The 12,404-nt window shown below is 71.3% G+C and carries 10 protein-coding genes and 1 pseudogene; 7 read left to right on the forward strand and 4 right to left on the reverse strand.

Going from position 1 to position 12,404, the window contains the following annotated elements; translation table 11 throughout:
• Window positions 1-51 precede the first annotated feature (51 nt).
• Entirely contained in the window at window positions 52-1,329 is a 1,278-nt protein-coding gene (locus tag ACFV88_RS00665) for a hypothetical protein (RefSeq protein ID WP_385484340.1), read from the reverse strand.
• Between the two features lie 312 nt (window positions 1,330-1,641).
• On the opposite strand from ACFV88_RS00665, the pseudogene ACFV88_RS00670 reads away from it, so the two are divergent.
• The 6 genes and pseudogenes from ACFV88_RS00670 to ACFV88_RS00695 all read left to right on the forward strand — a co-directional run.
• A pseudogene (locus ACFV88_RS00670) lies at window positions 1,642-2,466 on the forward strand (carbonic anhydrase); the annotation flags it as partial.
• A 152-nt stretch (window positions 2,467-2,618) separates the two neighbouring features.
• The gene (gene acs / locus ACFV88_RS00675; protein ID WP_385484343.1) at window positions 2,619-4,577 is read left to right on the forward strand and encodes an acetate--CoA ligase; all 1,959 of its coding nucleotides are present in this window, start codon (window positions 2,619-2,621) and stop codon (window positions 4,575-4,577) included.
• Window positions 4,578-4,925: 348 nt separating this feature from the next.
• Window positions 4,926-6,320 carry a Na+/H+ antiporter NhaA gene (gene nhaA / locus ACFV88_RS00680; RefSeq protein WP_385484345.1) on the forward strand — a complete coding sequence of 465 codons (1,395 nt, stop codon included), beginning with the start codon at window positions 4,926-4,928 and terminating at the stop codon, window positions 6,318-6,320.
• Between the two features lie 136 nt (window positions 6,321-6,456).
• Window positions 6,457-6,942, forward strand: coding sequence for a phage holin family protein (locus ACFV88_RS00685; RefSeq protein ID WP_385484348.1), 486 nt, complete (start codon window positions 6,457-6,459; stop codon window positions 6,940-6,942).
• Window positions 6,939-7,883: an alpha/beta fold hydrolase gene (locus ACFV88_RS00690; RefSeq protein ID WP_385484351.1), complete on the forward strand. Its 945-nt coding sequence runs from the start codon at window positions 6,939-6,941 to the stop codon at window positions 7,881-7,883. Before ACFV88_RS00685 ends, ACFV88_RS00690 begins: the two co-directional genes overlap by 4 nt.
• A 96-nt stretch (window positions 7,884-7,979) precedes the next feature.
• Window positions 7,980-8,168 carry a hypothetical protein gene (locus ACFV88_RS00695; protein WP_385484354.1) on the forward strand — a complete coding sequence of 63 codons (189 nt, stop codon included), beginning with the start codon at window positions 7,980-7,982 and terminating at the stop codon, window positions 8,166-8,168.
• A 38-nt stretch (window positions 8,169-8,206) separates the two neighbouring features.
• Here ACFV88_RS00695 and ACFV88_RS00700 read toward each other — a convergent pair whose 3' ends face one another.
• The 3 genes from ACFV88_RS00700 to nth all read right to left on the reverse strand — a co-directional run bounded on the left by ACFV88_RS00700 (window position 8,207) and on the right by nth (window position 11,381).
• The gene (locus ACFV88_RS00700) at window positions 8,207-9,409 is read right to left on the reverse strand and encodes a MarP family serine protease (protein ID WP_385484357.1); all 1,203 of its coding nucleotides are present in this window, start codon (window positions 9,407-9,409) and stop codon (window positions 8,207-8,209) included.
• A 60-nt stretch (window positions 9,410-9,469) separates the two neighbouring features.
• The gene (locus ACFV88_RS00705; RefSeq protein WP_385484360.1) at window positions 9,470-10,273 is read right to left on the reverse strand and encodes an NUDIX hydrolase; all 804 of its coding nucleotides are present in this window, start codon (window positions 10,271-10,273) and stop codon (window positions 9,470-9,472) included.
• 151 nt (window positions 10,274-10,424) lie between these two features.
• Entirely contained in the window at window positions 10,425-11,381 is a 957-nt protein-coding gene (nth, locus tag ACFV88_RS00710) for an endonuclease III (protein WP_385484363.1), read from the reverse strand.
• A 251-nt stretch (window positions 11,382-11,632) separates the two neighbouring features.
• Between nth and ACFV88_RS00715 the strand changes: the two genes are divergently transcribed.
• Complete coding sequence (locus tag ACFV88_RS00715; RefSeq protein ID WP_006382668.1) at window positions 11,633-12,307, forward strand: Crp/Fnr family transcriptional regulator; 675 nt, start codon at window positions 11,633-11,635, stop codon at window positions 12,305-12,307.
• The last annotated feature ends 97 nt before the right edge of the window (window positions 12,308-12,404 follow it).

The following is a 12,404-nucleotide window of genomic DNA, read 5'->3' on the forward strand; positions in this document are numbered from 1 at the left end:
CGACCGCACGGCCGGGGGCGGGCCTCCCGCAGGGGCGGCCCGCCCGGGGCGTCAGCGTTCGCCGGTGGCCGGCGCCCCGGGCACGCCCTTGGGCGCCGGTGCGGGTCGGGCCGAGAGGTGGGACGCCCAGCCGCCCTTGGGGGCCTGACCGACCTTCAGGGTGCGCAGCTTGTCGAGGGTGCCCGGGTCCTGGGCGTCGAGCCAGTCGGTGAGTTGCCGGAAGGACACGCACCGCACGTCCTTCTTGGTGCACACCGACTCGATGGTCTCCTCGATGGCGCGCATGTAGGTGCCGCCGTTCCAGGACTCGAAGTGGTTGCCGATGATCAGCGGCGCCCGATTGCCCTCGTAGGCCCGGTCGAAGCCCTGGAGGAGGCCGTCGCGCATCTGGTCCCCCCAGTACTCGTGCATCGACGGGTCGCCCTGCGAGGTCGTACCGGACTGGTTGACCATGAAGTTGTAGTCCATGGTCAACGTCTCGAAGGAGCGGCCGGGAACGGGGACGAGTTGCATGGACAGGTCCCACAGTCCTTCCTTCTTCTTCGGCCAGACCTGGTCGTTGACGCCGCTGGTGTCGTAGCGGAAGCCCAGTTCACGGGCGGCCTTCATGAAGTTCTTCTGCCCTTCGAGGCAGGGGGTGCGGGCGCCGATGAGTTCCTTGTCGTAGTCGAAGGGCAGCGGATCGGCCCCCTTGAGACCGGTGTTGGTCTTCCAGTTCGTCACGAAGGACTTGGCCTGCGCGATCTCGCTCTTCCACTCGTCGACCGACCACTGTCCGACACCGCCGCTGCTGCCGCAGAAGTGGCCGTTGAAGTGGGTGCCGACCTCGTTGCCCTCCAGCCAGGCGCCCCGGAGTTGGTCGACGGTGTCCTTGATGCCCTGGACGTCGTTGAAGCCGATGTCGGAGCTGCCCGTGTTGTGCTGCGGCGGGTCGTATAGTTTCCGCTTCTCCTCCGGGAGCATGTACACGCCACTGAGGAAGTACGTCATCGTGGCGTTGTTGGCCTTCGACACCTTCCGGAAGTGCGAGAACAGTCGCTGACTGTCCTCGCCCGCACCGTCCCAGGAGAAGACGACGAACTGCGGCGGGCGTTGACCGGGCTTCAACCGTTCGGGGCGCGGGAGCTTCGGTTGGGGGCCGGTGAAGGCGGTGGACCCATCGCCGATCAGCTTGACCGCGTTCCTGGGCGCGGGGGCCGCGGACGCCTTCTTCTCCCCCGAACCGGTCTTCCGGGCTCCGGCGCTGTCGGGGTCGCCGCAGCCGGACAGGGCCATGGCGCAGGTCGCGGTCACGGCCAGGCCCGCGGCGATCCTCTGGGTGGCGGCCATCCGCCCACCTTCTTCCTGTACGACAAATCTGGGCGCCGCCAACGTCGCACGGGAACGTCAATACATTTGTATGACAAGCCGATAAAAATGCCTATTCACTCACCTAGGTGATTATTTGCGATCCCTAAGGCAAATGTTCGGCACGTCTCTTTACTCTGGATGACGATCCATTTACCAACAGTTGAGTCATCCCGCCGCTGCAACGCCGTGACCCCACGACCGCGAGCCCGCCTCCGCCCTCCGTGGGACCGGGGGCCCCTGTCCGCGACCGCGCCGCCCCGGAGGAGACGGGACATGCCAGCCTGCCCCCACCCCGCCCACGCCCCTCACACCCCCCACACCCCCCACACCGCTCACGTCGACGACGAGTCCGGGCACACCGCCTGCGCCCACCCGCCCCGCGGACCGCACGCCGGGCACCCCCTCGCCAGCGGCATCAGCGCGTTCCAACGCCATACGGCCCCCCTGGTACGGGGAGAGCTGGCGAGGCTCGCCCGCGAGGGACAACGCCCCTCCCAACTCTTCCTCGCCTGCGCCGACTCCCGACTCGTCACGTCGATGATCACGTCCAGCCGGCCGGGCGACCTGTTCGTCGTCCGCAACGTCGGCAATCTGGTACCCCGCCCCGGCGCCCAACGCGGCGACGACTCCGTGGCGGCGGCCATCGAGTACGCCGTCGACGTGCTGGAGGTCCGCTCGATCACCGTGTGCGGACACTCCGGATGCGGGGCGATGCAGGCACTCCTGTCCACCGAAGCCGACGGAACAAACACGGATACGGATACGAGTACGAGTACGGAGCCGACACCGCTGCGCCGCTGGCTCCGGCACGGCCTGCCCAGCCTGGAGCGGATGCGCACCCCCGCCGCCGCACCGCCCCGCCTCTCCTGGCGCCCACCCGTCGACGCCGTCGAACAGCTCTGCCTCACCAATGTGCTGCAACAGCTCGCCCACCTAAGGGAACACCCGTCCGTCGCCCGACGGCTCGCGCGCCGACCCCTCGACCTGCACGGGATGTACTTCCACGTCGGCGAGGCCCAGTCCTATCTCCTGGACGAGCCGGAGGCCACGTTCACCCAGGTCACCGCCGTGGAGGACCCCCCGGCCAACCGCCGCGCCCCCGCCCCCCACACCTGACCGGCACCCTGGGCACACACCGTCCACCCAACCGCGACATACGTCACACAGGTCTAAACCAATTTTCGGCCAGCCCTTGTCAGCGGCCGTTGCTTCTGGTGAGCTGTGGCGCGGGACACAGCGGACCGGACCTCCTGGGAAAGGGAGAAGTCGTGAGCAACGAAAGCCTGGCCAATCTGCTGCGAGAAGACCGCAGATTCGTGCCTCCCGCCGAGCTGGCAGCACACGCCAACGTGACCGCGGAGGCGTACGAGCAGGCCAAGGCTGACAGGCTCGGCTTCTGGGCCGAGCAGGCCCGCCGGCTGAACTGGGCGACCGAGCCCACCGAGACGCTCGACTGGTCGAACCCCCCGTTCGCCAAGTGGTTCCAGGACGGCAAGCTCAACGTCGCCTACAACTGCGTCGACCGCCATGTGGAGGCCGGCAACGGCGACCGCGTCGCCATCCACTTCGAGGGCGAGCCGGGTGACGGCCGGGCCGTGACGTACGCCCAGCTCAAGGACGAGGTCTCGCAGGCCGCCCACGCCCTCACCGAACTGGGCGTCACCAAGGGCGACCGGGTCGCCGTCTACCTGCCGATGATCCCCGAGGCGGTCGTCGCGATGCTCGCGTGCGCCCGCATCGGCGCCGCGCACTCCGTGGTCTTCGGCGGCTTCTCCGCCGACGCCATCGCGGCCCGCATCCAGGACGCCAGCGCCAAGGTGGTCATCACCGCCGACGGCGGCTACCGCCGCGGCAAGCCCTCCGCCCTCAAGCCCGCCGTCGACGACGCGCTCGGCCGGGTCGAGGGAGTCGAGAAGGTCCTCGTCGTCCGCCGCACCGGTGAGGACGTCGCCTGGACCGAGGGCCGCGACGTGTGGTGGCACGAGATCACCGCCCGTCAGTCCACCGAGCACACCCCCGAGGCGTTCGACGCCGAGCACCCGTTGTTCATCCTCTACACCTCGGGCACCACCGGGAAGCCCAAGGGCATCCTGCACACCTCCGGCGGCTACCTCACCCAGGCCGCGTACACGCACCACGCCGTGTTCGACCTCAAGCCGGAGACCGACGTCTACTGGTGCACGGCCGACATCGGCTGGGTCACCGGCCACTCGTACATCACCTACGGCCCGCTCGCGAACGGCGCCACCCAGGTCATGTACGAGGGCACCCCGGACACCCCGCACCAGGGCCGGTTCTGGGAGATCGTCCAGAAGTACGGCGTGACGATCCTGTACACCGCGCCGACCGCGATCCGCACCTTCATGAAGTGGGGCGACGACATCCCGGCCAAGTTCGACCTGAGCAGCCTGCGGGTGCTCGGGTCGGTCGGCGAGCCGATCAACCCCGAGGCATGGATCTGGTACCGCAAGCACATCGGCGGCGACCGCTGTCCGATCGTCGACACCTGGTGGCAGACCGAGACCGGCGCCATGATGATCGCGCCGCTGCCCGGCGTCACGGAGACCAAGCCGGGCTCCGCGCAGCGAGCCCTGCCGGGCATCTCCGCGACCGTCGTGGACGACGAGGCCCGCGAGGTTCCCGACGGGGGCGGCGGCTACCTGGTCCTCACCGAGCCGTGGCCGTCGATGCTGCGCACCATCTGGGGCGACGACCAGCGCTTCCTCGACACCTACTGGTCCCGCTTCGAGGGCCGGTACTTCGCGGGCGACGGCGCCAAGAAGGACGAGGACGGCGACATCTGGCTGCTCGGCCGGGTGGACGACGTGATGCTCGTGTCCGGGCACAACATCTCCACCACCGAGGTCGAGTCCGCGCTGGTCTCCCACCCGTCGGTGGCCGAGGCGGCGGTCGTCGGCGCGGCGGACGAGACGACGGGTCAGGCCATCGTCGCCTTCGTGATCCTGCGCGGCAGCGCCGACGCCGACGACGAGAACCTCGTCGCCGACCTGCGCAACCACGTGGGCCGGACCCTCGGTCCGATCGCCAAGCCGAAGCGCGTCCTGCCGGTGGCCGAACTGCCCAAGACCCGCTCCGGCAAGATCATGCGGCGGCTGCTACGCGACGTCGCGGAGAACCGGGAGCTGGGTGACGTCACCACGCTGACCGACTCCTCGGTCATGGACCTCATCCAGACCAAGCTGCCGGCCGCGTCCAGCGAGGACTGAACACCCCCGGCACCCTGAGCGCCCGAAAGGGGCGTCCGGTCCGCGCACGCACCGCGTCGCGCGCCGGACGCCCCTTTCCTGCGTAGAGTGAAGATCATCCATGACGCCCGTCGCACCACCGGGTAAGCTGTCCGTCGCGTCAAGGTCACGTCAAGAATCGGCGAACCGGACCACCGCACCGCGGTGGTGCCGTGCCCGCCGTCGGGGTCCACCCCGAACCGACCGACCGGGTCCGTCCCGGTCGCCTCGACGCCGCGAGAACTACAGGTGCGCCGGGAAGTCTGGTCGGCAGCGCAGTCAGCGACCCGTTGGCCGTGCTCGCCGAACACGACCCGGAGGTCCTCACCCGTGGCCGCGCCCCGTTCCCCCCGCACCTTCCTCGGACGCCTCTCCCTGCCCGAGCGGAACTTCGTCGCGGAGGCCCTGCGCACCGAAACCGTCGGCGGCGTCCTGCTCCTCGTCGCCGCGGTCACCGCCCTGGTGTGGGTGAACACCCCCCTGCGGGACAGCTACGAGGCGGTGCGCGACTTCCACTTCGGACCCGCCGCCCTCGGCCTCGACCTGTCGGTCCAGCACTGGGCCGCCGACGGGCTCCTCGCGATCTTCTTCTTCGTCGCCGGCATCGAACTGAAACGCGAACTCGTCGCCGGGGACCTGCGCGACCCCAAGGCCGCCGTCCTCCCCGTGGTCGCCGCCCTGTGCGGCATGGCCGTCCCGGCCCTCGTGTACGTCGTCACCAACCTCAGCGGCGGCGGCTCCCTCACCGGCTGGGCGGTGCCCACCGCCACGGACATCGCCTTCGCGCTCGCGGTCCTCGCCGTCATCGGCACCTCGCTGCCGTCCGCGCTGCGCGCGTTCCTGCTGACGCTCGCCGTCGTCGACGACCTGTTCGCCATCCTGATCATCGCGATCTTCTTCACCAGCGAACTGGACTTCGCGGCCCTGGCCGGCGCGTTCCTGGGACTCGTCGTCTTCTGGCTGCTGCTGCGCAAGGGCGTCCGCGGTTGGTACGTGTACGTACCGCTGGGCCTGGTCATCTGGGGCCTGATGTACAACAGCGGCGTCCACGCCACCGTCGCCGGGGTCGCCATGGGCCTGATGCTGCGCTGCACCCGGCGCGAGGGCGAGGCCCACTCCCCGGGCGAACACATCGAACACCTGGTGCGCCCGATCTCGGCGGGTCTCGCCGTACCGCTGTTCGCGCTGTTCAGCGCCGGCGTGCCGATCTCCGGCGGGGCGCTCGCCGAGGTCTTCACCCAGCCCGAGACGCTCGGCGTCGCGCTCGGGCTGGTGCTCGGCAAGGCCCTGGGCATCTTCGGCGGCACCTGGCTCACCGCCCGTTTCACCCGGGCCTCCCTCAGCGAGGAACTCGCCTGGCCCGACGTGTTCGCGGTGGCGACGCTCGCCGGCATCGGCTTCACCGTCTCGCTGCTGATCGGCGAGCTGGCGTTCGCCGACGACCCCGCCCTCACCGCCGAGGTCAAGGCGGCCGTCCTGACCGGTTCCCTGATCGCGGCCCTGCTCGCCGGTGTGCTGCTGAAGATCCGCAACCGCACGTACCAGCGGCTGTGGGCCGACGAGGAGCGCGACGACGACCTCGACGGCATCCCCGACGTCTACGAGCAGGACAACCCGGAGTACCACCTGAGGATGGCCGAGATCCACGAACGGAAGGCCGCCGAACACCGCAGGCTCGCGAAAGTGATGGCCGGGGCAGGCGACGGGGGCGACAGTCCGGCATGATCTGACATCAAAGCGTCATCGTCGCCCCGTCGGGCGGCGGCGCCCGGCGGCCCCGGACCACCACTGCTCCGGAGCACCGGCCGGACCAGACGGACGCACCGGAACGACGGACACACCGCAACAGAGGGAGTACGCGATGAGCGCACCGGAGGCCCCCGTGGGCGCCGACCGCAGCCTCGGCACCTTGGTGGCCAGCGCCACCAGCGAGATGTCGGCGCTGGTGCACGACGAGATCGCGCTGGCCAAGGCCCAGCTGCGCCAGGACGTCAAGCGCGGCGCGTTCAGCGGCGGCGCGTTCGCCGCGGCCGGCACCGTGCTGCTGTTCTCACTGCCGATGCTGAGCTTCGCGCTGGCGTACGGCATCCAGGCGTGGAGCGGCTGGCACCTCTCCGTCTGCTTCCTGCTGTCGTTCGCCGCGAACGTCCTGGTCGCCGTGGTCCTCGGCCTGATCGGCGTGGCGTTCGCCAAGAAGGCGAAGAAGGGCAAGGGCCCGCAGAAAGTGGCCGCTTCGGCCAAGCAGACGGCCGCCGTGCTCCAGCACGCCAAGCCCCACCCGCGTCCGTTGGCCAAGGACGACGAGTTCCTCGACACGCCCGAGCTTGTGGCACGCTCGTCCTCATGACCGACCCGGCCACCCCCTCGGCGCAGCCGCCCTCGCCCGTACGGATCGAGGGCCCCTGGACGCATCGCGACGTCGCCGCCAACGGGGCGCGCTTCCACGTCGCGGAGCTCGGCGAGGGGCCGCTGGTCCTGTTGCTCCACGGGTTCCCCCAGTTCTGGTGGGCCTGGCGGCACCAGCTGGTCGCGCTCGCCGACGCCGGGTTCCGGGCCGTGGCGATGGACCTGCGCGGGGTCGGCGGCAGCGACCGCACCCCGCGCGGTTACGACCCGGCGAACCTCGCCCTGGACATCACCGGGGTGGTCCGCTCCCTCGGGGAGCACGACGCGGCCCTCGTCGGGCACGACCTCGGCGGCTATCTGGCCTGGACGGCCGCGGTGATGCGGCCCAAGCTGGTCCGGCGACTCGCCGTGTCCTCGATGCCGCACCCGCGGCGCTGGCGTTCGGCGATGCTGTCGGACGTCCGGCAGACCGCGGCCGGCTCCAGCGTGTGGGGCTTCCAACGGCCCTGGCTACCGGAACGTCAGCTGGTCGCCGATGACGGGGCCCTGGTGGGGCGTCTGATCCGGGACTGGTCCGGGCCCCGGATCGACGCGTTCCCCGACCCGGTGGTGGACGCGTACCAGCGGGCGATGTGCATCCCCTCCACCGCGCACTGCTCGATCGAGCCGTACCGGTGGATGGTGCGCTCGCTCGCCCGGCCGGACGGCTTCCAGTTCAACCGTCGGATGAAGCGGCCGGTGCGGGTGCCGACGCTGCACCTGCACGGTTCCCTCGATCCGATCATGCGCACGCGCAGCGCCGCGGGTTCGGGACAGTACGTGGAGGCGCCCTACCGGTGGCGGCTGTTCGACGGGGTCGGGCACTTCCCGCACGAGGAGGACCCGGTGGCGTTCTCCACCGAGTTGGTCAACTGGTTGAAGGACCCCGAGCCGGACCGCTGAGCGGCGCCGAAGACGCACAGCCAATTGCCGCGCGCATAGGCCAATTGGGGGCGCGCGGGGCGGTTACCGACCTTGGGCACAGGGCACACGTCGGTTATGGGCTGGACGCACGACCACAGTGACGCAGCACGCGAGGGCCGCTCGGGTTCCGGACCGGGGTCCCTCCAACGGAGCGGTACGCGCCGGGTGGGCGAGAGCCCCGGCGGACGGGCCATCGGCATCCCGCGCATCCTGCGCCGCCGCGCCCGCTGGGTGTCCGCCCGGCTCCGCCATCCCCGCCCCTGACCGGCGCCTCCCGCAGGTAGCTCCCGCCCGGCTGCGGACTACAGGGCGCAGCCCTGGCTGTCCACCTGCTGGTTGGCCTTCCGGCCCGCCTCGACGTCCTCGCGGACCTCGTCGGCGGTCAGGGCGTACCCCGTGTCGGGATCGTCCAGGGACTTGGCGAAGATCACTCCGTAGACCCGTCCGTCGGGCGTCAGCAGGGGTCCCCCCGAGTTGCCCTGACGCACCGTCGCGTACAGCGAGTACACATCGCGGTGGACGGTGCCCCGGTGGTAGATGTCGGGCCCGTTCGCGGTGATCCTGGCCCGGACGCGGGCCTCCTGCACGTCGTACGCCCCGTTCTCGGGGAAGCCCGCGACGATCGCCCCCGCCCCGCTCTTCGCCTCCCGGTCCGTGACGAACTGGAGTGCGGGGGCCTTCAGCTGGGGCACGTCGAGCACGGCGATGTCCCGCTCCCAGTCGTAGAGCACGACCTTGGCGTCGTAGAGCCGGCCCTCTCCGCCTATCTGGACGGTGGGCTCCTCGACCCCGCCGACCACGTGCGCATTGGTCATGACCCGCCGCTCGGCGAAGACGAAGCCGGTGCCTTCGAGGACCTTGTTGCAGCTCTGCGCGGTGCCCAGGACCTTCACGATGGAGCGCTTCGCATGGGCGGCGACCGCACTGTCGGCGAGCGCCGGATCGGGCGGCTTGACCTCGTTGATGGGCTCGTTGGCGAAGGGGCTGAAGACCTGCGGGAAGCCGTTCTGCGCGAGCACGGACGAGAAGTCGGCGAACCAGGTGTCGGCCTGCTCGGGCAGCGCCCGGGAGATCCCGAGGAGCACCTTGGAGCTGCGCACCTCCTTGCCGACGGTGGGCATCGTCGTCCCGGCCAGGGCGGACCCGATCAGCCAGGCCACCAGCAGCATCGCGACGACGTTGACGAGGGCGCCGCCGGTGGCGTCGAGGGCCCGCGCGGGCGACCAGGTGATGTGGCGGCGCAGCCGGTTGCCCAGGTGGGTGGTGAACGCCTGCCCGACGGAGGCGCAGACGATGACGATCACCACTGCGACGATGGCCGCGGTCGTCCCGACCTCGGCGTCGTCCGTGGTGCTGTCCCAGACGACCGGGAGCAGGTAGACGGCGACCAGGCCGCCGCCGAGGAATCCGATCACCGACAGGATGCCGACGACGAAGCCCTGTCGGTAGCCGACGACGGCGAACCACACGGCTGCCACCAACAGCAGGATGTCCAGCACATTCACCGTTCCACGCCTCGCCTTGCCTCGCCGTCCACCGTGGTCCCCGTCCGGTCGCCCACTGTTTCACGCACGCCAGTCGAGGGGGACCTGCCGGGACGGGTCCCAGGGGCGCTCCCAGCCGGCGAAGTGCAGCAGCCGGTCGATGACTCCGGCGGTGAAGCCCCACACCAGGGCCCGCTCCACGAGGAACGCGGGACCGGTGTGGCCCATCGGGTGGACGGCGGTGGCCCGCTTCGCGGGGTCCGTCAGGTCCGCCACGGGAACCGTGAACACCCGGGCGGTCTCGGCCGGGTCGACCACCCCGACCGGGCTGGGCTCGCGCCACCAGCCGAGGACGGGGGTGACGACGAACTGGCTGACGGGGATGTAGAGCTTGGGCAGCACGCCGAAGATCTGCACCCCCTCGGGATCGAGCCCCGTCTCCTCCCACGCCTCCCGCAGTGCGGCCCGCACTGGGCCGTCCCCCTGCGGATCGCCGTCGGCGGGGTCGAGCGCACCGCCCGGGAAGGCGGGCTGGCCGGCGTGGGAGCGCAACGAGCCGGCGCGTTCCATCAGCAGCAGTTCGGGGCCGCGCTCGCCCTCGCCGAAGAGGACCAGGACGGCGGACTGGCGGCCCGCGCCGTCCGCCGGGGGGAGGAAGCGGCTGAGTTGCGGGGGCTGGACGGTCTCGGCGGCCAGGGCCACGGGGGCGAGCCAGGGCGGCAGTCCGCCACTGCTGACCTCGACCGGGCCCGGGCCCCCTCCCGGGCCGGGGCGGTCGTCGGTGCCCGCTGCTACGCCCGCGCGTTCCGCGCCGACCCCGCCACCGGTCCTGCCGGTGCCGGCACCACTGCCACCGCCACTGCCGTTGCTGCCCGTGTGTGTCATCGACACCCCCGTCCCTGTGGACACAACGCGCGTCCGCCCCCGTATCGTTCCGGCCCGACGCGCCGAGCGCGGGCGCCCCCGCGGTCCCGGCCGCCCCAAAAGCCCCGGGCGCCCCGGACATCCGGGCGGGCCCCGGCGGGTGCGGAGCGCGTCATCCGGCCTTCCCGGCGTCCGCGCCGGTGGCCGTCCCGGTGGCCGCGCCCAGCGGGGGCGCGGGCCGACCGCCCGCCTCCAGGTAGGACCGCGGCGGGTTCAACCGCTGCCCCGGGTAGCCGCCCTTCTCGTACTTGAGCAGCTTCTCGGCCTTGTCCGGGTCGGTCTCGCCCTCCCCGTACGCGGGGCACAGCGGGGCGATCGGACAGGCACCGCAGGCGGGCTTGCGCGCATGGCAGATGCGGCGGCCGTGGAAGATCACCCGGTGCGACAGCATGGTCCAGTCGCTCTTCGGGAAGAGCGCGCCGACCGCGGCCTCGACCTTGTCCGGGTCGGTCTCCTCCGTCCACTTCCAGCGTCGCACCAGCCGCCCGAAGTGGGTGTCCACCGTGATCCCGGGCCGCCCGAAGGCGTTGCCCAGCACCACGAACGCGGTCTTGCGGCCGACCCCGGGCAGCTTGACCAGCTCCTCCAGGGTGCCGGGGACCTCCCCGTCGTGTTCGTCCCGCAGGGCGGCGGCCAGGCCGATGATCGACCTGGTCTTGGCCCGGAAGAACCCGGTGGGGCGGATCAGCTCCTCCACCCGTTCGGGGTCGGCGGTGGCGAGGTCCTCGGGCTTCGGATAGGCGGCGAAGAGCGCCGGGGTGGTCTGGTTGACCCTCAGGTCCGTCGTCTGCGCGGACAGGACGGTGGCCACCAGGAGCTGGAAGCTGTCCTCGAAGTCCAGCTCCGGATGCGCGTACGGGTAGACCTCGGCGAGCTCCCGGTTGATCCGCCGGGCCCGTCGGACGAGGGCGGTACGGGACTCGGACCGCTGCCCCCCGGCAGCCTTCCCGGCCGACCCGGCGGCCCTCCCCGCGGCACCGGGCCCGGCGGTCGCCGCAGCACCCCGAACCCCTGAACCCCTCGACCGTTTTGCCGCATTTGCGGCAAGCCCGGACGATTGTTCGCCCACAGCGGAATCCCCTCGTGCGGCCACCTGCGCAGCCCCCTTGGCCTGTGCTCTCACCGGCGTTTTGGACACTCGGCCAGCCTAAAGCCCGGCACCGACACCCGCCCGGGACCTGGAGGATCGGCCCCCAATTGGCCCCCACGGGCACTGTGCGGGACGTACGTACGGCAGACTTGTGACTGATCACACTGTTTGGACCGTCCGGCAAGATGGGGAGCACGGACCCCTGAGTCAGGTCGACAAGGAGAGAACTCGTGGACGACGTTCTGCGGCGCGCCCCGCTCTTCGCGGCGCTCGATGACGAGCAGGCCGCGGAGCTGCGCGCCTCCATGAGTGAGGTGACCCTCGCGCGTGGTGACGCCCTCTTCCACGAGGGCGACCCCGGGGACCGCCTGTACGTGGTCACCGAGGGCAAGGTGAAGCTCCACCGGACGTCCCCGGACGGCCGGGAGAACATGCTGGCGGTACTCGGCCCCGGCGAGCTGATCGGCGAGCTGTCGCTGTTCGACCCCGGACCGCGCACGGCCACCGCCACCGCGCTGACCGAGGTCAAGCTGCTCGGCCTCGGCCACGGCGACCTCCAGCCCTGGCTGAACGCCCGCCCCGAGGTGGCCGCCGCACTGCTGCGCGCCGTCGCCCGGCGCCTGCGCAAGACCAACGACCAGATGTCCGACCTGGTCTTCTCCGATGTGCCCGGCCGGGTCGCCCGCGCCCTGCTCGACCTGTCCCGCCGGTTCGGCGTGCAGTCCGAGGAGGGCATCCACGTGGTGCACGACCTCACCCAGGAGGAGTTGGCCCAGCTCGTCGGCGCGTCCCGCGAGACGGTCAACAAGGCGCTGGCCGACTTCGCCGGCCGGGGCTGGCTGCGGCTGGAGGCCCGTGCGGTGATCCTGCTGGACGTGGAACGCCTGGCGAAGCGCTCGCGCTGAGCCCCCGACGGCGCCGAGCCGTCCCCTGAACGCCGAGGAGCGCCCCGTGAGGTCACGGGGGGCGCCACGGCGGTAGGGGCCCCCCCGGGCCGGGCCG

The organism is Streptomyces sp. NPDC059816 (genome assembly GCF_042732055.1).
Taxonomy (GTDB): Bacteria; Actinomycetota; Actinomycetes; order Streptomycetales; family Streptomycetaceae; genus Streptomyces.

Excerpts from the sequence above, each read along its gene's own strand:
- ACFV88_RS00695 (WP_385484354.1), top strand. The coding sequence starts at position 7,980 with ATGGGCTGGACGCACGACCACAGTGACGCAGCACGCGAGGGCCGCTCG.
- ACFV88_RS00685 (WP_385484348.1), top strand. The coding sequence starts at position 6,457 with ATGAGCGCACCGGAGGCCCCCGTGGGCGCCGACCGCAGCCTCGGCACC.
- ACFV88_RS00705 (WP_385484360.1), bottom strand. The coding sequence starts at position 10,273 with ATGACACACACGGGCAGCAACGGCAGTGGCGGTGGCAGTGGTGCCGGC.
- ACFV88_RS00665 (WP_385484340.1), bottom strand. The coding sequence starts at position 1,329 with ATGGCCGCCACCCAGAGGATCGCCGCGGGCCTGGCCGTGACCGCGACC.
- ACFV88_RS00690 (WP_385484351.1), top strand. The coding sequence starts at position 6,939 with ATGACCGACCCGGCCACCCCCTCGGCGCAGCCGCCCTCGCCCGTACGG.